Consider the following 21,577-nt stretch of genomic DNA (forward strand, 5'->3'; position numbering starts at 1 on the left):
TCATTTTAATCTTGTTTCATTTATTTTTCGATTTTCATTTATTTTTCGGGTAAGTCGGGAGGATTACTCTTCCTTTTTTCCCCAGGAACCGTACTTGAAAGTTTCACTTCATACATCCTTATAATTCCACCCATTACAGGATTATGGAAGTGAGCTACCGGTCCAGGACCAAAAAAGCGATTAAATCGAAAAAATCAACGTGATCGGCGCCGTTCCCGACGCCTCCGCATAAGTTGAAAGAGCCGGAAAACTTCACAGCACAGCCGTTCCTCAGGAAACCGATTATCCTGTTTACAGTGTTTCGGAAGAAAATGGTTTGGTGACTGTTACGCTGAGCGATGTGAGAGATCAGTATGTTAAATACTGGGCTTATTTCAAAACGGTTTACAGGTTCGTTTTTGAGAAGGGGAGGGGGGAGTATGTGGCTTATGCGAGAGAGCAGGAGGGAAGGGAGGAGAGATTGGAGAAGAACTGGTTTGGGTAAAAAACTCTAATCTATAGGTCATCGTATATTCATATTCTTCTTTGTCTTTCATTTCTTAATAATTTCAGTTTTTCTTCTTTTAACTTCCGTTTGATTGCTTTGCCACATCTGTTACTTATTTCCAATTTGATTATTCTAACCACTCTGCATACTTACTTACTTGTTTCTTTAATTAAATTGGCTTGCTCGTAGTATTTATCTGCTTTCTTAACTTCTCCAAGTTGGTAGTAGGCAGAACCTAAGTTTCGAAGATTTTCTCTTTCTATAGACTTGTCACCTAGTTCTCTTGAAATATATAATGCTTGTAAGTAATATTCAATCGCTTTCTTTGGATCACCTAAGAGTGTGTAGATGAAACCAAAGTTTTCAAGGCTTTCTCCCTCGATTTTTCTGTCACATACTTCTTTCGAAATTAATATTGCTTGATTTCCGTATTCGATTGCTTTTTCTATGTTACGAGACATTACATAGGCAAAACATAATTTTTCAAGTAATCTTGCTTCCATATGTTTATTTTCAATTGTCTTTACAATTTGTAATGTCTTTTTATAATATATAATCGATTTTTTCTCTTCATTCAGATGAAGATAATTATCCCCAAGTTTTTCGAGCAGTTTCTCTATTTTTTCGTCACCTAAAAATTTTAAAATTACTACTAGTGCCTGTTCATAGTATTCAACTGCTTTTTTTACATCTCCAAAATCACTGTAAGCATTTCCTAGATTTATTAGTTGGTTCTCTTCAAGGCGTCTATCTTCAATTTTTCTTGCAATATATAGTGATTTTTTGTGATATTCAATTGCTTTTTCCACTTTTCCGAGACTTCTGTGAATACTTCCCATGTTTCCAAGTATAAGTCCTTCGGCAGGGACATCTCCTAATTCTTTTGCAATTAATATAGCCTGCTCGTTATATTTTTCTGCTTTTTTGAACTCTTTGAGAGAATAATATACATTACCAATATTTTCAAGCTGATGCTCTTCTATACGTCGATTCCCAATATCCCTTGCAATTCTTAGTGCTTGTTCATAAAATTCAATCGATTGTCTTAGTTTACCAATACATCTATAGGCACTTCCAAGATTTCCAAGTAAGTTTCCTTCTCCTTCTTTGTTCTTCAAGTCTTTTGCAATTTGTAATGCTTGCTCAAAATATTCAATTGACTTCTCAAATTTAGAAAGATCTCTGTAGGAAATCCCAAGATTGCAAAGGAGACTTCCTTCACTATTTCTATTCCCGATATTTCTTGAAAGTTCCAATGCGAATTCGTAATATTCAATCGCTTTTTTTGTCTCTCCTATCTGGTTATAAGCAATTCCAAGATTTCCAAGAACAAAAATATGACTTTCTATGTTTAATAGCGGCTTATCTTTGAGGGGATTGTTGGGTAATAGTTTTGTATAAAGTTCAATAAGTGTTCTAGGACTACCCCATAAATCCAATAAATGATGAAGATTACTATTAACAATAATTTCTATACACTGGTTATATTCTTCTGCCATACATGCATGATAATGGGCTTCAATTAAAGATTGTACGTCCTCTTTTTTTGCAGGTTTGGCTGGTAAGGAAAAGGAAAGGTAGTATTTGCAGGCAAGTTTGTGACACTCTAGTTTTTCTGATAGCTGGGTTCCTGCATACCTGCATATCAATGACTCTTCCCAATAATAACCATTTTCAGTTTTCTGTATAAGAGATTTATGAGCCAATTTCAATGCAACTTTCTTTATCCTGCGTTCGGTCCACTTCGGATGATTTGCTACTATTTCGATGGCCTTTGTGGGAGCAGGTTGTCGGAAAATAGATATATACTGCAGAAGTTCGCGTTCATCTTCAGATAGCCTTCTATAAATTTTAGCCAAAATATTCTCTGCTACTTCTCCCTCTTCACCAATCCATAGAGAACCATCATTCAAGAGAGTAGAAAGCGTATCTGCCTCTTCTCTCACAAGTTGAGCCAGAAGAATAAGAGCAAGTGGATGACCATCGGACAGTTTTATGGCTTTCTTTAACTCAGTTTCCGATTCATTAAGAAGTCCCTCGTGTCTTAATAGAAGAATTCCAGCCGACGTATCCAGTCCTCTAATTTGATATGAAAAAGGTCTGATTCCACGTTCGCTTGCAAGAGAATCCCAGCTTGTAAACAGAATCTTGCTTCTAATACAACTTTCCTTTGCTGATTCTATCAGCTCAGAGAAGCCGACTTTTGACTCCAAAGGTTTGTTCGTTTGGGGATCAAGTATAACCTCAAAATTATCCAGAACCAGAAGATAAGAAGCTTCGTTTAATTCATTAAATAGAAGGTTTATTTGATCTAAGATCTTGTAGCGTTCTAGGTCTTTCACAGGTTTGCCAATAACAGTAAAAAAGCTACCTATAATTTCACTTATATCAGTAGTTTCATCCACTTTTCGCCAATATATCCCAGCAAATTTTCCACTTTCTCCCATTCTGTCAACGAACATGCTTGCCAGAGTAGATTTGCCGGTTCCGCGAAGACCCGTAATAACGAGTGCACTATTATCTTCTAAATAATTCTCAATTTTCTCAAGCTCTGTTTCTCTTCCGAATACTCTTTTCGGATCAATAATAAGTCTGGCTCCTTGAGTGTAAATCCATGAATATCCCTGTTTAGTTGAGCCATCAGGATAGACAAAAGTACAGTTAGTATACTGTATCTGCGATATATTACTGCCTATGGCGCTTTGACCGGAGATATTCCCCTGTGTAAAATTTCCACCCACGTCTATTATTGGAACCGAAGGCTCATCTGCTTCCATGTGATAAACCTCTAATTAAAAGAATATTCTTATAAAGCCGTAATCAGAGCGTTATACCGAGTAAAGTAGCTGCTATCTTTATCGAGCCACAGATTTCTGATATGTTTTTTACTGTCTTCCCGGCGTCTTTAAGAGTTTCAATGATATTTTCAACCCTTGATTTGATATTTTGTAATTTTGGCTCTTCTTTTCCGGCTTCTTTGATAGCAGCACTCATATCACCTTTGATGATATCTTGGTCTTCGGAAGAAAGATCCAGATTAGAGAGTTCTTTCTGTAAATCAAGGAGACTTTTCTTAAGGTTCTCAATATCGGTAGGTGATGGAGATTGAACTTGGGATATATTTGTACCAATTGCAAATTGCCCACTAATATCACCAATATGTACATCCCCACCGGCATTTATTCCGTAGCCTTTATCCCCCACGTTCTTGGAACCATTTTCTTCGTACATTCAAAACCTCTCTTATATTTGAATGATTTATGCCGTCACAAGTTCGGGTATTTTTTTATGAACCACATTAATAAATAGTGTAGAAATTAGAACGTCTTTGATATAGAGATTTCGAATTAGTTTAAAAGTAGACATGTACGTATCCCTCAATTTATTATCATAGCTTCATAATTCTAATCTCCAAAAAAAACCAAGAATCATTTTGGAAATTTCGCACTTCGCCGCCTGCTTCGCAGTCGTATGGTACCCCGTTTTAAGATTCCTCGAAATTCTTCTAACCGGCCCTGAATTCAGAAATTCTTCAAAATTGTACTTACCGGCGTAGTTCACTCATAAAATCGATTCAAAAAACCCGCCCCGAAAAATAAGTCCGTCGCCCGGCTCCCCTTCGGAAAAAAAGCCCGCCGCCGGAAATTTTCATAAACGTTTTTACTCCTGTGGAATCTCATTGATTTTTGTCAGAAATAATTGGCCCTGAATAAAAAATCCGCAAAAAAACAGGTTGAGGAGTAGTAACTTTGACTGAAACTTCGAGTAAAACAGATGAACAGCTATAACAAAAAAATGGAAAGTGGGTGGCAAAATAATGCCATTTCATTACTCTACTATAACAAACCTTTGTTGCATAGGAGTAGGTTCCAATATATCCAGAGGCTGAGAGAACTTTACACTATGGAAAATAATTGGACCGTTCCCGCTTTCGACTGCAACAAACTTGAAATTGCTGGTTCCACCTTTTCCCGGTATAGTGGGCTCATCAGGTACATACGTTGACTCTACAAAGTAAACACAACTTGGCATCTCTGACAGTAAGCAGTTATAGCCGGTCGAAGAAGGATTCGAGGGGATTGAAATTTCGAATATTTCTCCAACTGCCGCATTTATCGGGGGTAATACTTCTAATTCTTGCATTCTTTAATTCCTCCTTTATATCAACTCCCTCACCATTTTTCAGGTAATATTGTGTGTGAAAATACTTTACACAATTTATCTAAAATGGTTGAGTTATAAGCTAAAATGTAGTTTAAGTATATACAACTTTTTAACATTATATATTAATATATAAGAAAAATTTTTTATTTCATCACAACAAATATACATAAATCCAGTATAGATGATAATTAATATGGATCTTACAGGATTTTTCTCCATTTATCTCTGTTCTTTCTATTGACTCAGCTCTTACAGAACCTGTTTTTAAGAATCAACAAAACTTAAATAGTCCCTGAACAACAAAAAAATCATAACATTAACCGGCAATCAGAAAACATTTACTCTTTTTAATCACTAAATTGCAGCTTAGAGTTTATTTATAAACACTTATAAAACGCCAGCGAGGTCTATATAAGTAAACTTTTAGATTCGCAGCATAAGGTTCTGAAGATAATGAATAAACACACCTTCCGGTACTCAATCCCTCAAAAAAATCGATTCAAAAAACCCGCCCCGAAAATAAGTCCGTCGCCCGGCTCCCCTCCGGAAAAAAGCCCGCCGCCGGAGTCAAGATTTTTTAGGGATTTCTTTCCGGCGGCAGTTTGAGTGAAGAATTATTTTTCTTCACCCGTATTCGTTATTCACTCTTTTTCAATTTCTTCTGCTTCATCCTCTTCTGCTTCATCCTCTTCTACTTCATCCTCTTCTACTTCATCCTCTTCTACTTCATCCTCTTCGGTTTCCCCGGTTTCTTCAGCTTCGTCGGCAGCTTCAAGGTCTTCCAATTCGTCAAACTCATCTAGACCTTCAGATTCGCCTTCCGGAGCTTCGGCTTCCTCTTCTGCTCCAGTTGCTTCTGCGGCTTCTTTATCATTAAAGGCTGTGAGTTTAAGGTTCTTTTCGGCTTTTCCGTTCTGGATCCTGGCTATACCTGCGACTGTGTCGCCGGGTTTTAGATTCATAATTCTTACACCCTGGGTGTTTCTGCCCTGGATCGAGATCTCTTTAGCAGGAATGCGGATAATGATGCCGTCGGCACTGGTGAAGATAAGTTCATCGTCATCGGCTACGGATCGGACTCTTGAGACAGGGCCATTCCTCTCGTTGGTAATGATTGTTATCACGCCTTTTCCACCGCGGCGGTGCGCAGGGTACTGGGAGTACTCGGTTCTCTTGCCAAAGCCGTTTTCTGTCACCGTCAGGAGGGTTGTTGTTTCGTCAACAAGGTCCAGGCTGACAACCTCGTCGTCCGGGCCTTCAAGAGTCATACCCCGGACACCTCTTGCAGTTCGGCCCATAGGGCGGACATCTTCTTCATAGAAGCGGATAGCTTTGCCTTTCTTTGAAACCATCAGGACTTCTTTTTTGCCATTGGTAAGGAGGACTCTTACAAGCTCGTCATCTTCGTCAAGGGTGACTGCAATTATGCCTGCTTTCCTCGGGTTCTTGAATTCCGAGAGAGGAGTCTTTTTAATGGTACCTGCCCTTGTTGCCATCAGCAGATAGTGATTTTTGTCAAATTCCTTGACCGGGATCATTGCATTGATTGTTTCGCCTTCCTTAAGCTCCAGAAGGTTTACTATGGCTTTGCCTCTGGACTGACGGGAGCCTTCAGGGATCTCATATACTTTTTCCCAGTAGAGCCTGCCAAGGTTTGTGAAGAAAAGGATATAGTTATGGGTTGAGGAAATGAAGAGATTTTCCACGAAGTCTTCTTCTTTCATTTCCATGCCGATTATACCCCTGCCTCCGCGGCGCTGCATAGTGTAAGTCTTGAGTGGGATGCGCTTTATGTAGCCTCCATTGGTAATCGTGACAACAACTTCCTCTTCATGAATCAGATCCTCATCTCTAACTTCAGAAGCAGCCTGCACGATCTTTGTCCTGCGAGCATCCCCATACTTATCCTTGAGCTCCAGAAGTTCATTCCTGATTATTTCGTACTTGAGCTCATCGTTCTCAAGGATTTTTCTGAGTTCACCTATCAGCTTTACAAGCCCTTCAAGCTCCTCAAGCACCTTCTGGGTTTCAAGTCCTGTCAGGCGCTGCAGGCGCATATCAAGGATAGCTTTGGACTGGACCTCGTCAAGGGAAAAATTCTCCATTAAACCCTGCTTTGCTTCATCAGCGTTTGCCGAGCCCTTAATTAGAGAGACAACCTCATCGATATTATCCAGGGCGATCTTGAGCCCGTCAAGGATATGAGCTCTCTCCTCGCTCTTCTTGAGGTCATAAAGGGTCCGCTTCTGGATAATTTCCACCCTGTATTCAAGATAGATCTCAAGAAGTTCCTTCAGGTTCAGCTCTTTTGGTTTTCCGCCAACAAGAGCCAGATTGATTACCCCGAAAGTAGTCTCCATTTGAGTATGCTTATAAAGCTGGTTTAAAACAACCTTTGGATTCGTGCCTCGAGAAAGCTCGATAACTACCCTGATTCCTTCCCTGTCAGACTCGTCACGAAGGTCGGAAATTCCCATGATTACCTTTTCCCGAACTAGCTGGGCAATATTTTCAATCATCCTGGCTTTGTTTACCTGGTAAGGAAGTTCGGTTACGATAATTTGCTGTCTGTCTTTTTTTAACTCCTGAATCTCGGCAACGGCCCTAATCTTTAAAGAACCCCTTCCGGTCATATAAGCCGATTTTATGCCTGCTGTCCCAAGAATATGAGCACTTGTAGGAAAATCCGGCCCTTTGATTACAGTCATGAGCTCAGGAATTGTGACGTCAGGATTTTCAATAAGCATGAAAATGCCGTCGATGACCTCTCCGATGTTATGAGGAGCCATGTTTGTTGCCATTCCTACTGCAATACCTGTGGACCCATTGACAAGAAGGTTCGGAAGTTTTGCAGGGAGGACTTCGGGCTCTTCTATTGACCCGTCGTAATTTGGCATGAAGGGGACTGTTTCCTTGTCGATGTCTACCAGCATCTCTTCTGCGATTTTGTCCATACGGACTTCAGTGTAACGCATGGCAGCAGCCGCGTCCCCATCTATTGACCCGAAATTTCCCTGCCCATCAATTAAAGGGTAACGAAGAGAGAAATCCTGGACCATACGCACAATAGTGTCGTAGACCGCAGTATCTCCGTGAGGGTGATATTTACCGAGCACGTCTCCTACCACACGGGCTGACTTCTTGTAAGGTTTGTCGTGCGTAATCCCTGCCTCTTTCATGGCAAAAAGGACCCTGCGGTGAACTGGCTTTAGGCCGTCTCGGGCATCGGGAAGTGCCCTTCCGACGATTACACTCATTGCATAGTTAATGTAAGAGCGTTTCATCTCATTTTCGATAAGGATGGTAGTAACCCCACTCCTTTCTGGCTCCAGACCTTCGTCTTCTGGATCATCTGAAGCAGGGTCGAATACGTTTAATTCCAGTTTTTTGCCTGGATCTTCTTGTGTAAGGGCGGCCGAACCGTCCTCATTTTCCGGCTCTCCATCTTTATCTTCGGGGATAATGGTAGACTGATAAGATTTTTTCAATTCATCTTCAGATTTATTCTCGTCTTCATATTTTGCCATTTTTAGCCACCTCAGATGTCCAGGTTTACGACCTCTTTTGCATGCGCTTCTATGAAGTTCCGGCGTGGCTCAACCTCATCTCCCATGAGGATTCTGAATATCTCATCAGCCCGAATCGCATCTTCCAGGGTCACCTGTAAAAGAGTCCGGCTCTCAGGTTTCATGGTGGTTTCCCAGAGCTGTTCAGGGTTCATTTCTCCAAGCCCTTTATAACGCTGGATTCCAAGTCCTTTTTCCCCGAGTTCTTTCTTCTTTGCTTCCAGTTCCCTGTCAGAGTGTATGTAGTACTCAGCTTTGCCTTTCTTTATGCGGTAGAGAGGAGGCTGGGCAATGTATACGTATCCCTCGTCAATAAGAGGCCTCATATAGCGGAAGAACAGTGTGAGAAGAAGAGTCCTGATGTGTTCTCCATCCACATCAGCATCAGTCATGATAATGACCTTATGGTAGCGGGCACTTTCCAGGTTGAAGTCCTCGCTGACTCCTGTTCCAATGGCAGTGATTAGGGAAATGATCTCCTCGTTTTTCAGGATCTTTGCAAGTCTGGATTTTTCTACGTTCAGGATCTTGCCTCTGAGAGGTAAAATAGCCTGAAAACTCCTGTCTCTACCCTGTTTTGCCGAACCGCCTGCCGAATTACCTTCCACAATGTAAATCTCACAGGCTGCAGGATTCTTTTCCGAGCAGTCCGCAAGTTTTCCTGGAAGAGTGCTTACTTCGAGAGCATTTTTTCTCCGGGTCAGTTCTCTTGCTTTTTTTGCAGCTTCTCTGGCTTTCTGGGCAAGAAGGGCTTTTTCAAGAATAACATTTGCAACCTTGGGATTTTCCTCGAAGTATTCCGCAAGCCCGTCAGTTACAAGGGAGTCCACAATTCCTTTGACATCACTATTTCCAAGCTTTGTCTTGGTCTGCCCCTCAAACTGGGGTTCCATTAGTTTGACACTGATGATTGCAGTCAGTCCTTCCCTTACATCATCGCCTGTAAGCTTTATGTCTTCTTTGGAAAGCTTGTTAGCTTTAATATAGTCATTTGCAACCCTTGTCAGTGCGGTCTTGAAACCGATTATGTGAGTTCCGCCTTCGTGGGTATTGATGTTGTTTGCAAAGGAGTACACGTTTTCTGTATAGCTGCTTGTGTACTGCATTGCAATTTCTACTACCATGTCGTCCCTTTGCCGCTCAAAATAAATCGGGTCGTGAAGAGACTGTTTCTTATTGTTCAGATACTTCACGAACTCCACTATTCCCCCTTCGTAGGTGAAAATCTCAGCCTGCCCTTCTGGGGTTCTTAAATCCTTGAGGCTGATAATAAGGCCCCGGTTCAGGAAAGCCAGTTCTCTTAAACGGTTTGAAAGGATCTCGTAATCGAAATCAAGTGTCTCAAAAATTTTCTCATCGGGTTTAAAAGTAGTTTTTGTGCCTGTAGTTTCTGAAGTTCCGATTTCCTGAACGTCAGCCTCAGGCTTTCCACGGGAATAGCGCTGGAAATACTTCTTGCCTTCTCTTGACACTTCAACTTCCAGCCATTCCGAAAGTGCATTTACAACAGAAACCCCTACTCCATGCAGTCCCCCTGAAACCTTATAGGTGTTCTTGTCGAACTTCCCTCCTGCATGCAGAACAGTCATTACAACTTCAAGAGCTGATTTTTTGTGAAATGGATGGAGGTCGATAGGTATACCTCTTCCATTATCCAGGACTGTCACACTCCCGTCCGGGTTGATTGTAACATTTACCCTGGTACAGAAGCCTGCAAGAGCTTCATCAATACTATTGTCTACTACTTCATAGACTAGGTGGTGGAGCCCGCGACCATCCGTGCTCCCTATATACATGCTGGGACGCTTCCGGACAGCCTCCAGGCCTTCCAGCACCTGGATGTGCGAAGCATCGTAAACCTGTTTATCACTCATCTTAGTTGATTCTCCATAAAAATCTAGTAGAGTTATCTAAATCACGTAACATTACATTTTTTTAAAAAATTCGCGGGGAAACTTTTGTCAAAATAGATCTTAGAATTCGTATCAATCCAATAAGACTACAGTTTTTATTTACTGCTTTTTATATATTAATATTATCTTTTCTACCACGAACCAAATTCAATATGCGCTCATACATTTTAAGCCTTTAGATTCCCTGAAAATTACACAAGATTTTTCAGTATCAATCCTCTCAAAACAGCTAATTTTTAGCATAATTTTATGCCCAAATATGCGCTTTTCATACTAATTTTTTAATACGTCTTTAGTTTAAATTAATATTTGCTGTTTCGCTCGCAAAAATTCTTGTCTCAAAAGGATTTAGAGTAAGAGTCGCGGCATTTACACTGTTAATCAGCAGATTTTTACATATATAGTTACAAAATCTTTTTAGGCATCACAATTAGTAATTTCCGGATAAAAAAGCCAACCCTGAATAAATCCGATTCTCGCGGCATACTTATTGAATCTCATGCTGTACAACAAACCCTATAGGATTTACTCACAGTTTACTTTAAATCCAAATATCTATACAGTAACTTAAAATGTATTTATATAAACTTAACCAGCTTCAGGTTCTATAACAACAGAAAATGACCACAAAAAAGCCAGAATAGCACAGCATAACTACTAGAGCGTGTCTTAAAATTAAATTTGAGTTTACAATTGGGATAGGACTTGCACACTTGAATTGAGAAGCATTAATATTAAGCCGTTAAATGTCTAAAATATAATTTTAATCAATAATGCTTATTGAATTTGGTTTTATACCTCTAGTGCGTAAGTCCGATAGGATTACAGATTATCTTTAGGTCAATCTGTACCTGAATTGCTGAAAAAATTTACGGTATAAATTTTAAAGTTAACATTGTCCATTATCCAAATGTATGAATGATTTGAATTTTAAGACAGCCTCTAAGTTATGTAGCCATCATCTTTCCTTTCACTATAAGCCAACCAGTCACGATCACTCATTTGATGAACCAAATAAAGTTCCTAGTCCACTGAATCTATCTTTTTTTTCAATGTTTATTTTGTATACTATTGGATGCGTATTGCGATCGTAAGATTTGCGTTCGGTAGTATCCCACTTAATATTGTAATCTTTTTTTATCCGCTCCCTAGCTCTTCTGGCTATATTGTTGAAAGATAAAAATATTAACGGTTCGTCTTTCGATTTTATTCTTCTACCAAAAAATTTGTTCAGCAACTCTACACTATCATGCGCAAAATTTTCTTTAGAGATAATGTATTTTACAACCTCGTTGACAGTTGGAAGAGTTGTGTTCATGTTTTCTTGCTTACAAGTCTTCGTTTCTGGCATATTGATATTTGTATCTGAGTTAATTTCCTTGACAAGCTGAGATTTGGAAATTTCCGCCAGTGATGAAAGAATCTTTGCGAGAAATTCAGGGTCGTCTTCTTCTAAATATATTGGTCCTAATCCTTCGAGATGTAACTTTACTTTTGTCATAATACGAAATTCCTTCGAGGTGTAATTTTACTTTTATCATAATCAGAAATAGGCGTTTTAACATCATACGTATTTCGTAAAATACGAGAAATTTGGTAATTAGTATTGGTTATGGTTGGATTGCAGCTGAGATTTGGAAATTTCCGCCAGCGATGAAAGAATCTTTGCGAGAGACTCAGGATTGTTTTCTTCTAAATATATTGGTCCTAATCCTTCGAGATGTAACTTTACTTTTGTCATAATACGAAATAGGCGTTTTCGTAATATAAATATTTCGCCAAATTCGAGAAATTTGGTATTGGTATGGTTATTGCTTGGATGTTATTAATCTCTCGTTTCGTGGATATATACAAAAATAGAACTTATTTATCAATTTGCTTAAGTCTTATCCCTAAGACTGTCTGAATATTCCTTTTCACTTGCTTAAAGATTTGATACGAGCCTTGCAGTATTATAACCGCGTACTCCTGGTGTTTCTGTGGTTTTAACCAACTAGCTATCTAAAATTGCTGCACTAAGCTCTGGTTCTCTCCCATTTGCAATTCTCAGTTCTGTTCTCAGTGCAACGTTTACACGCTATCAAATTCCATCAAGCCGCCAAAAACGGAAATAGCGGTAACAGTTTTCCAATGAAGAAATTCATGTGGTAACATTCACCATGCACAACCCGAACGTAGTAAATAAAAGATGGCGTTTAATATCTTTCGATAGGAATGAATGCGTTTTCTGTCTCTATTGGTTCTGCAACTCGGAATATGAGGCTTAATTTTTCTCATTTTTAATTGGAGAAATCACTAGGATAAGGAATTCTTTTATTTTGAGCTGGCACTAACGAACAATCTGGTTACAGAAATATTTAATTTTAAAACAGCCTCTTAGATCCACAACTGCGAAAGAACGAAAAAAAGGTATCTGTACCTTTACTCAGTATTTTTTCAAGCCGTAACAACTTATATCACTATCTTATAAACTAGTTCGCCTGACCACAACCTTTGCGCTGCAACTGTTGCGCCAGTTGATCACGCCGACCACGTTGCTGCTTGGTTTTTCGGTCAAGCCTTTTTTGAAACCTAAGTTCCGCATTTTTAGGCGCATAAATGTCTCCTGATATCGGAGTATGCGCTTAAATTTAAGCACCTGATCTTTGTAGCAAAATTTCAAAATCGAGATCTGGTAACTTCACATCTTCTCGTTACTACATCTATGCGCTTAATATTTGGGAACTAAGGTTGAAAAGGCTTGTGATCACGCCGATAGGGTTTGGGGATAAGTTCATCAAACTCAAACGTTACTAGGGTTTTCGCTCAAGCCTTTAAAAGAGGGTTGTAACCACGCCCGCTGCATGGTCCAAAACGAAATTCGGGTAAATCAGACGCCCTGAGCTCGTTGAGAATGTAGCCTTCCTGACCCCTAATTCAGCCCTCTTGAGCGAAGCGTAGCATAGCGAAAAGGGCACCGTCCTCCCGAGACGGAACTCGGGTGACGGAACTCGGGTGTTACAGCATACCCATATCTTTGAGCCTATTGGGCAGGTATACCTCGGTTACGAAATCAAGGCCTTTGCCTGCAAAAGCCTGCTGTTCGGCCTTTTTCCCTATATCGAGCTGGAGCTGGATTTGTTCTTTCCAGTAGTCGGACTCGAAACGCGGGTCGGAAAGTTCGCTACGCAGTGCATTTATATCCTGATCGGTAAGCTTGTCGGTCGAGAGTTCGTATTCAACTATATCCGAGGGCTGGAGGCCAAGGAACTTGGCTGCGGGGGTTGCCATAAATTCCGAGAGATGAGCACTTTTTATAGCCCCGTAGGCAACAGAGGCATAGATCCTGTAAGACCATGGATCGCCGTCCGTAAAAACGGCTACGGGGATGCCTAATTCCTCGTTCATGCGCTTGATAATCCTTCGGGTTGAACGGGCAGGCTGGCCTTTGAGGTGGACAAGGATCGCATTGTAGGCTTCATCAAACCCGTTTTCCATTAGACGTGCGTACATACCACCGGTTTCTATAGCAATAATCATGCTTGCATCATGGGCTTTGAATTCGATATTTTCCACATTGAAGGGAATCTGGTACCCTCCTTCCCCCACGTCCTTTTGGCAGTGAATATTCCGTTCTCCGCGATTTGTCTGCTCTGTAATTTCAATAGGCCCGAACATGGTAGCTCCGTCTTCTTCAGGGCGCATATGGAAATACTCTCTCTGAAGGCTTGTGAGAAGTTCAAGGTCTTCGATCAGACGGTCGCTCTCAGCCTGTTCTTTGAATTTCGCAGCTTCCCAGCCTTCCGAGATATAGTAAAGCTCTCGAAGCGTTGAACCGCGGTTCTGGGCAAGGTGCTCGTTTATAAGGAACTCGGTGGCGTAAGTAGTTTTCAGGAGCTGGAATGCCCCTTTTACGGTTTTTGCACTTCTCTCGCTTTCCCGGTCTCCGTAGACCCAGACATCGCTCTCGTCGGAATATTCCAGATTTGACTTTGTCCGGCTTGGAAGGCTGATGCTTGGGACAACCTCATCTTCAAACTGGTTATAAATCTTCTCTGCAAGCCCAAACAGCTTTTCTTTTGCCAGGATGTCTCGCTGAGCTTTTTTATTACTTATTTCTCTGGCCATTTTTACGCCCCCTTAAAGGCTTTTGCCCCGGTTACAAGCTCTTCTTCAAGCCCTTCCACAACAAGGTCCGGAAATTTCCCGAGTTCTTTGTCGATTGCAGATTCTATCCTGTAGCTTAGAACCTTTGAAGAACCAGTTGCTGCGGAGATATCCCATACATAATCGTAATCATTGCCCAGAGTCACAACCTTTGGTTCGGGCTTTGCTCCGAGTATTGTCCAGGGAAGCATTTCATGAACCCTGAAAGAGTATGTAGAGGCTCCGAAATTCTTGACCTTTATTATAACGTCTGCAGTCCCATCCTCATTTTTCTTCACTTTTCTGTGTACCAGCAGGTTTCCCATAATCTTTGCAACAACTGGATTAATGTCAGGGACATCTTTTTCCAGGATATTCGCAACTTTTACAGCCATCTTAGGGAGGACCTTTGTAATAATAATCTCTTTTTCCCGGCGCTTCTTGAGGTTGCTCTGCTTACTCATGTAGTGCTTGAGCTTTCTTGCAACGTCTTTGATCGCGAGGTCAATCTCGTCCTTAATCACAGGAATGTCAGCAATAGCATCTTTTGATTCTGAAGTGAAAGGCACGTTAATAGAAGCAATATGGATCAGGAGGATAGCCGGTCCTGCAGGAACTCCTCCTCCGGGCTGGTTTAAGCCATACTGTTTCCATTTAATGTCTTCTACGGCATGTGTTGTCACACAGCCTCCCTGCTGGTAAAGCAAAGGCACACGGTTAGCAAAACGCATTATACTGATCTTTTCTTCTTTTGGAAGTTTTCCCCCGTAAGCGAGTCCAACTTCCACCACAAAAGGATTTCCTGAATATACTGCGGGTTTTCGGGTGCTTGTGGCAATAAAATCCACATTCGTTTCTTTTTCAAGCCCCCTGTAAATCAGCTCTTCTCCTATTGGGGAAAGGCAGTCTGTAGGAGGAGCCATGATCTTTACCTTCTCAAAAGCCTCAATTAGCTTTCTTGCCTCGTGGCGGCCAAGGGCATGAGGGTCGATCTCAGGGTCAAGCCCTGAAGCTTTGCAGATTTCCTCGGCAGTCAACAGCCCAATTTTGCAAAAAGAGTAGCGGAGGAACGGGGCAAGTTTCTGGCGCTCAGTATAATGGAGCATCTTCATTAGAGTGCCAAGCTCTATACCTTCAGGATGGGGAAGGATTTCTTCGGCTGGCTCGGGCATCTTATCCGTGGCTCTTTCAAAAACTTCCTCATTGCCGTCAGGTTCTATAAGGGTAATTCTTGCATGGGGGTTCACGATTGCAGTAGCTTTGAGGTACTCGGAAATTGACTGTCTTCTTCCTTTTACGTAGGCAGCCTTCATTTCCAGCTCGATCTGAGTCCCGTGCGGACGGAACCAGTCTTTTATCTCGTCTTTCAGGATATCGGGCTCATTCGTGCTGGTATTGATCATAAGTTCGTAATAATGTGCAGGGTTACCGGAGCCGGTTTTGGAGAGGATTTTCGTCTGCCTGCCCGCAGTCATCTGGGAATAGAGCACGGCTGCGGAAATCCCTATTCCCTGCTGTCCCCTGCTTTGCTTGAGGGCATGGAACCTGGAACCATAGAGAAGCTTTGCAAAAACTTTGGGAATTTGCTCTTTTACAATTCCTGGCCCGTTATCTTCTATAATAACAGTTACGTAGTCCTGTCCGGTTCTTTCAATCTGGACAAGAATATCGGGCAGAATTCCTGCTTCTTCACAGGCATCAAGGGCATTGTCAACAGCTTCTTTTACGGTTGTTATGAGGCTTCGAGGAGCCGAATCAAAACCCAGGATCTGTCGGTTTTTTTCAAAAAATTCTGCAACGCTTATTGACTTTTGATTTTTGGCAAGTTCTTCTGCAATGGTGAATTCCATGAAAATTTACCTCAGGTTGAAAAATCAATGTAACTTTATACTACTTTAAATATTCTTTTACACACATATCTAAAGTAGGAATTTTTGCCTTAAAAGTAATGCGATTGTTAAGATTTTAGGGTTTTAGCGCTTTACTGTTCTAGTGCTTTACTATTTTTGCATTTTACTTTTCTAGTGATTCGATTCCAAAATCAATTCCTTATTTCCTGAAAAAAATATGTGATCGTCGGAGCTATTCAAAGGTCACGTTTTATGAATCTACTTCGGAATCACAGTACTATTGTTTGCGATTTTAGTATTTTACTTTTCCAGTGTTTTACGATTTTAGCGTTTACTGTTATCTAATGCTAATTGTTTTAGTATCAAGAAATTCAAAGTTTTGATTCATCTGTTTTGTAAAATCCCGATTCTCAAAGAGCATTGACTTATCATGTTTCATTGTTTAAGATTTACGCACTTGAAATATAAAATCAACCACAATAGATAGTGTAGTCAGAGATTCTTTTTAGACCGTTAAAGGTTTAACGCTATCGATTTCTCGTTTCAACCGCGTAAGTCCTAATTGTTATAAGAACAAGAATGAGGGCAGATCTAGGAACAAGAATGAGGGCAGATCTAGGAACAAGAATGAGGGCAGATCTGCAATTATGCACCATTATTCCATTGGCTACATAGCTCTCATTAATTTATCTGCATAAGGCTCTGTGTTTTAACCTCCCTCTTTTCCATGTAAAGAGTGATCAAAAGTATTGTAATGTAACCTCCTGATATAATCGCAGTCTTATTAATTTCTATGTTCAACAAGGTTGCAATTATTATTACAATAAGCCATAGGAAAAAACCCAGTAAATTACTTTTAAGCCCTATTATGTCTTCAATTCTCTTTTTTTCGTCAATTACTTTTCTTGAGACTATATAATGCCCCAGTATTATGAAGAAAATGGTAAGACCTATATTAACCCAAATAACTATTTGATTAGAAAAATGTAATACATCGCTCGTCTTAAAAGACAACCTGAACATAATAAAACTAAGTACAGCGCCTAACACTAAACCAAAAATCTCTTCAGATTTGAATTTTTGTACTTTCACAAAATATCACATTTTAAATTAAATTTTTGTAATCATCTTACCTCAAATTAATTAAGAATTACATATTTATGATACAAAATAAAGTACAATAGATATCATAGTTGAAATTTAAGTTTTGAAAGTTACGAGTTTAAGGCTGTTGGTTTTGTAGTTTAAATCGTGAATCCTATTATCTTATATTTGAAGAGCGAGAGAAAACAATTCTAAATATAAAAAGGCAAACTTCTATAAAGTTCGTCCTGGTATTGCATCATTGATGATGTACGTTTATGGATTTGATATACTTAAGACATTCCATAAAGTATAAGAAGTAATTCTAAAGTATCGAAGCACTGTTATTTTTCTACATCACTAATTGTTTCAAGCACGTGGATGTGTTTAAATATTTTTTAAAAGAAAAATACCCAACAGTTTCGATCTCAATAAAAGGTTAGGGTAGAAAGCCATGACCTGCTAAAAATATGTTGCTTCCGTTTTGTCGTTCCTTCTGTTTTATTCTGGCAGAATGCGCTAATTTTTAAGCAAGAGAATTAAAGTTCTGCTCCGATAATTGTCTTGGTGGTTATTACAGTTTCGCTTTCCCTGACTCTATCTACCACGTCGTTCAGGAGAGTCATGTCTTCAACATCTATTATTATTACAAAGTCATACTCCCCAAAGACATGGTAAACATCCTTAATCCCCTCGATGTTCTTCAATTCTCTGTATGCTGCCTTTTCATAACCTGGCAGCACATTTATCATTGTTATACCGAAAATGGAATCACAACCTTAAATTTATATTATGCTATTAATGAGTTAGAATGATGGGAAAACAGAGGTATTATTTTGAAAAGCTTGTTTGATAAATGGCTTGGAGCAGTTGCAAAGTCAGATAACACAAAAAGAAATTACTCGCATGCTATTAAAGCATTTTGTGAATTTGCAGGTAAAGATCCTGATCAACTCATCATTGAAGCCGAAAAAGAGATCAAAGAAGGTTTGCTAATGCGTGAAAGATCTGTTTCTGATTATGTACCAGACTTCATAGAGCATTTAGAAAGAAAGAACCTTGCTCCTAATACTATTCGTGGGTATATAATGCCTATTCAATCATTTTACAATTATTATGATATTCAATTTCCTAAACAAAGGAACCTTGAATCTACAGTATTAGAAAGTAACATTGAAATACCTTCAAAAAATGACATTCAAACGATATTAAAAGTATGTGATCCTTTGGAGAAAGCAATTGTTCTTGTTGGTGTTTCAGGTGGATTAAGCTCCAATGAGATTATTAATCTAAAAGTTGGTACTTTTAAGGATGGATATGATTCTACAACAGGAATAACAACTTTAAAAATACGTAGGGGCAAAACTAAGACAGATTTAATCACATTTCTCACTCCTGAAGCTAGTCAAGCAGTTAATGACTACTTAGAGTTCAGAGATAGAAAATCTGATTCAACCGATATCAGGAAACAAAGACAATTACAGAAGCAGCATGTTTATTCTGATAACGATTATCTTTTTATTGGTCGGACAATACCGAATGAATGGCTTGAGAAGAGAGATGAGAGACTAAGGAAGCTTGAAAGGAATTCCTTCCTCAAGCTATACCGGATGCTGAATGAAAAAGCCCGTAAGTCAACTCCTAAAGGGACATGGAATATCATCCGAAGTCACAACCTGAGAAAATACTATAACTCTGCTTTGTTAAATGCTGGTTGTGACTCCTTCTTTGTTGAATTTACAATGGGACATAAAATTGATAGAACTAAAGCCGCTTATTTTCGATCTGATCCAAACTCTTTAGCAAAGATATATGCAAAATATGTGCCTTATCTAGTAATCCAAAAAGAGGCAGATATCTCCGAGAGTCCTGAATACCTACGGATCAAACAGGAGAACCAAATCTTGCAGGCGGAAACTGCCCGGCATGTCGTTGAAAGATCAGAGCTGCAGGAACTCAAGGCAGAGGTAGAAAAAATGAAGGATACCGAATCTATCAAAGCTGACTATATGCAATTGGCGGACTTTGAAGAAATCAGGGAAATGAAGAATGCATTAAAACAAGAGCTTGAGGAAGTCTCCAAGCTGAAGGAGATGATGATTAAGAATGGGAAATAATTTCCTTAACCAAAATTTCACCTATTTTTAGTATCAGTATAAATAGAACAGGCTGGTAATCTCAGCTTTTTTATATTCAATTTTTAAAACTTCAGAGACTTTTTAATATATTCTGGGATCGTCAAAATTTGACATTGATCCGACATTCCGCAGATGTACACAGATGTAGAAATTAGTTGCCGATTTGCCCAATATTATTCGTTAAAAACAAGATGGATTTTAAGCTACTGCCCTACTGAGAAAATAGGTGGCATTTTTGTGTACATCTGCGGAAAGTGGGATTGATACCGCTGGCAGTTGACTACCATCGTTCTGAAAACCAGAAAATAATAAAAAGTCTCAAACTTCAAGCATATCTAATCTGTCGACCTGCGAGCTTGGGTTTTCAGGTGGAATCATCTACTTGGTAGGTAAAATAGTTTATGAATTCTCCACCTTTTTCCTCGAATTCTAGTTCGATTTCTTGGAGTTTGGGGTTTTCAACTGAAATCAATTTTTTCCCCCTCAGAAAATCAGGAGCAAAGTTACTTTTTTTATAATATTCATCTAATTGTTCAATTTGGCTATCTGAAACTTTATTTTTCATTTGTTTTACGCATTCTATCGCCTGTGATATATCTTTTCTCGAGTCTGCTGCTCTTTCCATTATATCAAAAGCGACACACGCTTTGAAAGCCATGTCAAAACCAAAATTATTTCCCTTAATAATGAAATGGTTGTCCGAATTCCCATTTATAACGAAAAATGTTGCATATGGATCTTCATCTGATATTTTGGCTAGGTCGTTAGAATTCCTAATGACAGCATACTCATCTCTAACACAGAATTTAAAAAACGACACTGATTGCTTCAATTTTTTTCTTAAATCTTCACGATATTCTTTAAGGAATATTTTTATTTCCTCAATTTCCGCATATTTTTCATTAGTCGAGTGGGAAATAGCTTTTATTAGCGCGTCCAAAACGATTTCTGAAGCCGACTCACTGTTTTGCAGGTTTTCGATTAAACTGGGGTATTCTTCCATGATTCTTCTCACGTTTTTTAGTTTTGTTACACCCCAACTATTGGTTAGACCATGTCTCCTATTTTTTCTAAATGATTGTTTTGGTTCTACCAATTCTATGAAACCATCTTCTCTCAATTTACGAAGGTGTTTATTTATAGTTGATTGATCTGATGTACTTCTCTCCGGGAGCTCGCTTAAATACTTTATAATTTCAGGCTCTCGGGCAGGCCCATTTCTTCCTAAAATATATTTAATAATATCTGATTTTCTCTCACTACGGTTTAAATGATCTCCTTTATTCCTTTTCTCCTTTTTTTGAACCTCTTGCATATGTCAAAACATGTGTTGAAAGTATATAAATATAGGGTATTATCTCTTTTTATCTGACTTTATTATAAGGTAGGCTATTATTGAAAAATTATACCCTAGGTTAAAACTCTATTCTTTTACCTTTTTCAAAATTATTAATACCGTCCTACACGTAATACATATTTGATGACGGAAGTAATTTTCAGCTTTAATAATATAAAAATTCAGAAAGTACGCAATTCGTTTTATGCTTGCTTACCTGTTAGTTGGGTAAAAAACGCAAAACTGGAAAAAGGCGATATTCTGAAAATTGAACTGTACGATGACTATAGCATTAGGATGACCCCAGTTTCGAGGAACCGCCAAGAACCACAGAAACTGGAGGCTAACACATCGAAATGATAGAAGGGATGAGTCAGCAATGATAGATGAAACTCAAAATTCTAATAATTTTTTGTCCTGGGCAAAACAAGTGAGCACTCAACACCCTGACATTTTGGAGCATATGAAGAAAAGCACTGATCCACTTGATAGGGTCATAGCAAAACGTATAATTCGGGTAGTAGGGGTGGAATAAGTGCCTAAAAACAAGATTGCGGAAGTCTGGAACCTTCCGCATATACAAAGAAAAATTACTGCAGGTAATAATTGGTCTTATCCATATATTAACTTTTCTGCCTATGTTGATAGTTCATGTAATGTTTTCCCAAGATTACCAGTGACTAATCTTAATTTGAAACTGGAAGAATCTGGACTTTCGTGGGAAGATATATCCAGGGTTTACTGGTCAGGGGTCGGTTTTTAATGCCTCCAAAAGAACTGTTCTCACTTGAACCGGATCTTTCAGAATACATAGACACGGATGCTTTAGAGAAATTCTGCAAGACCTGCAGACTTCGAAGGAGGGAAAGAATACAGCAAATTCACAAAGCTCAGACATTCCAGAGGAGGCGATAA

General features: G+C 39.3%; 16 protein-coding genes and 1 pseudogene. 4 read left to right on the plus strand and 13 right to left on the minus strand.

What is annotated here, in order from left to right; all coding sequences use genetic code 11:
• Window positions 1–316 precede the first annotated feature (316 nt).
• A complete protein-coding gene (locus tag MSKOL_RS20750) occupies window positions 317–484 on the plus strand; it encodes a hypothetical protein (protein WP_197078758.1) in 168 nt (55 codons plus the stop codon).
• Window positions 485–636: 152 nt separating this feature from the next.
• Here the strand turns inward: MSKOL_RS20750 and MSKOL_RS18810 are convergent, their stop codons facing one another.
• The 12 genes and pseudogenes from MSKOL_RS18810 to MSKOL_RS10795 all read right to left on the minus strand — a co-directional run bounded on the left by MSKOL_RS18810 (window position 637) and on the right by MSKOL_RS10795 (window position 17,940).
• The gene (locus MSKOL_RS18810) at window positions 637–3,264 is read right to left on the minus strand and encodes a tetratricopeptide repeat protein (RefSeq protein WP_052725421.1); all 2,628 of its coding nucleotides are present in this window, start codon (window positions 3,262–3,264) and stop codon (window positions 637–639) included.
• Between the two features lie 43 nt (window positions 3,265–3,307).
• Entirely contained in the window at window positions 3,308–3,718 is a 411-nt protein-coding gene (locus tag MSKOL_RS10755; RefSeq protein WP_048120855.1) for a hypothetical protein, read from the minus strand.
• A 597-nt stretch (window positions 3,719–4,315) separates the two neighbouring features.
• The gene (locus tag MSKOL_RS10760) at window positions 4,316–4,630 is read right to left on the minus strand and encodes a protease inhibitor I42 family protein (protein ID WP_048120859.1); all 315 of its coding nucleotides are present in this window, start codon (window positions 4,628–4,630) and stop codon (window positions 4,316–4,318) included.
• Window positions 4,631–5,292: 662 nt separating this feature from the next.
• A complete protein-coding gene (gene gyrA, locus MSKOL_RS10765) occupies window positions 5,293–8,178 on the minus strand; it encodes a DNA gyrase subunit A (protein ID WP_048156067.1) in 2,886 nt (961 codons plus the stop codon).
• An 11-nt stretch (window positions 8,179–8,189) separates the two neighbouring features.
• The gene (gene gyrB / locus MSKOL_RS10770) at window positions 8,190–10,091 is read right to left on the minus strand and encodes a DNA topoisomerase (ATP-hydrolyzing) subunit B (protein ID WP_048156071.1); all 1,902 of its coding nucleotides are present in this window, start codon (window positions 10,089–10,091) and stop codon (window positions 8,190–8,192) included.
• A gap of 1,033 nt (window positions 10,092–11,124) precedes the next feature.
• The gene (locus MSKOL_RS10775; RefSeq protein ID WP_048120866.1) at window positions 11,125–11,631 is read right to left on the minus strand and encodes a hypothetical protein; all 507 of its coding nucleotides are present in this window, start codon (window positions 11,629–11,631) and stop codon (window positions 11,125–11,127) included.
• 495 nt (window positions 11,632–12,126) lie between these two features.
• Window positions 12,127–12,460, minus strand: a pseudogene (locus tag MSKOL_RS21095) (transposase); the annotation flags it as partial.
• Window positions 12,461–13,127: 667 nt separating this feature from the next.
• Window positions 13,128–14,237, minus strand: a complete 1,110-nt coding sequence (locus MSKOL_RS10780) for a DNA topoisomerase IV subunit A (protein WP_048120869.1) — start codon at window positions 14,235–14,237, stop codon at window positions 13,128–13,130.
• Window positions 14,238–14,239: 2 nt separating this feature from the next.
• Window positions 14,240–16,105 (minus strand): DNA topoisomerase VI subunit B, encoded by a 1,866-nt coding sequence (locus MSKOL_RS10785; RefSeq protein WP_048156073.1) that lies wholly within the window; start codon window positions 16,103–16,105, stop codon window positions 14,240–14,242.
• 527 nt (window positions 16,106–16,632) lie between these two features.
• Window positions 16,633–16,791, minus strand: coding sequence for a hypothetical protein (locus MSKOL_RS21640; RefSeq protein ID WP_082091103.1), 159 nt, complete (start codon window positions 16,789–16,791; stop codon window positions 16,633–16,635).
• The gene (locus tag MSKOL_RS10790; protein ID WP_048156076.1) at window positions 16,787–17,197 is read right to left on the minus strand and encodes a hypothetical protein; all 411 of its coding nucleotides are present in this window, start codon (window positions 17,195–17,197) and stop codon (window positions 16,787–16,789) included. The genes MSKOL_RS21640 and MSKOL_RS10790 overlap by 5 nt, the downstream gene beginning before the upstream one ends.
• 530 nt (window positions 17,198–17,727) lie before the next feature.
• Window positions 17,728–17,940: an Lrp/AsnC ligand binding domain-containing protein gene (locus MSKOL_RS10795; RefSeq protein ID WP_048156079.1), complete on the minus strand. Its 213-nt coding sequence runs from the start codon at window positions 17,938–17,940 to the stop codon at window positions 17,728–17,730.
• Window positions 17,941–18,024: 84 nt separating this feature from the next.
• Here MSKOL_RS10795 and MSKOL_RS10800 point away from each other — a divergent pair, with 84 nt between their 5' ends.
• The gene (locus tag MSKOL_RS10800) at window positions 18,025–19,305 is read left to right on the plus strand and encodes a tyrosine-type recombinase/integrase (RefSeq protein WP_048156083.1); all 1,281 of its coding nucleotides are present in this window, start codon (window positions 18,025–18,027) and stop codon (window positions 19,303–19,305) included.
• Between the two features lie 385 nt (window positions 19,306–19,690).
• Here MSKOL_RS10800 and MSKOL_RS10805 read toward each other — a convergent pair whose 3' ends face one another.
• The gene (locus MSKOL_RS10805) at window positions 19,691–20,641 is read right to left on the minus strand and encodes a hypothetical protein (RefSeq protein ID WP_048156087.1); all 951 of its coding nucleotides are present in this window, start codon (window positions 20,639–20,641) and stop codon (window positions 19,691–19,693) included.
• 556 nt (window positions 20,642–21,197) lie between these two features.
• Between MSKOL_RS10805 and MSKOL_RS10810 the strand changes: the two genes are divergently transcribed.
• Both MSKOL_RS10810 and MSKOL_RS20185 read left to right on the plus strand, forming a co-directional pair.
• Window positions 21,198–21,425: a hypothetical protein gene (locus tag MSKOL_RS10810; RefSeq protein ID WP_048156089.1), complete on the plus strand. Its 228-nt coding sequence runs from the start codon at window positions 21,198–21,200 to the stop codon at window positions 21,423–21,425.
• A complete protein-coding gene (locus MSKOL_RS20185; protein ID WP_156151050.1) occupies window positions 21,425–21,577 on the plus strand; it encodes a hypothetical protein in 153 nt (50 codons plus the stop codon). Before MSKOL_RS10810 ends, MSKOL_RS20185 begins: the two co-directional genes overlap by 1 nt.

Source organism: Methanosarcina sp. Kolksee (genome assembly GCF_000969945.1).
In the GTDB taxonomy this organism is placed as follows: domain Archaea; phylum Halobacteriota; class Methanosarcinia; order Methanosarcinales; family Methanosarcinaceae; genus Methanosarcina; species Methanosarcina vacuolata.

Coding starts and splice junctions, on each gene's coding strand:
- MSKOL_RS10780 (WP_048120869.1), bottom strand. CDS start 14,237: ATGGCCAGAGAAATAAGTAATAAAAAAGCTCAGCGAGACATCCTGGCA.
- MSKOL_RS10805 (WP_048156087.1), bottom strand. CDS start 20,641: ATGCAAGAGGTTCAAAAAAAGGAGAAAAGGAATAAAGGAGATCATTTA.
- MSKOL_RS18810 (WP_052725421.1), bottom strand. CDS start 3,264: ATGGAAGCAGATGAGCCTTCGGTTCCAATAATAGACGTGGGTGGAAAT.
- MSKOL_RS10795 (WP_048156079.1), bottom strand. CDS start 17,940: ATGATAAATGTGCTGCCAGGTTATGAAAAGGCAGCATACAGAGAATTG.
- MSKOL_RS10785 (WP_048156073.1), bottom strand. CDS start 16,105: ATGGAATTCACCATTGCAGAAGAACTTGCCAAAAATCAAAAGTCAATA.
- gyrA (WP_048156067.1), bottom strand. CDS start 8,178: ATGGCAAAATATGAAGACGAGAATAAATCTGAAGATGAATTGAAAAAA.
- MSKOL_RS10755 (WP_048120855.1), bottom strand. CDS start 3,718: ATGTACGAAGAAAATGGTTCCAAGAACGTGGGGGATAAAGGCTACGGA.
- gyrB (WP_048156071.1), bottom strand. CDS start 10,091: ATGAGTGATAAACAGGTTTACGATGCTTCGCACATCCAGGTGCTGGAA.
- MSKOL_RS20185 (WP_156151050.1), top strand. CDS start 21,425: ATGCCTCCAAAAGAACTGTTCTCACTTGAACCGGATCTTTCAGAATAC.
- MSKOL_RS10775 (WP_048120866.1), bottom strand. CDS start 11,631: ATGACAAAAGTAAAGTTACATCTCGAAGGATTAGGACCAATATATTTA.
- MSKOL_RS10760 (WP_048120859.1), bottom strand. CDS start 4,630: ATGCAAGAATTAGAAGTATTACCCCCGATAAATGCGGCAGTTGGAGAA.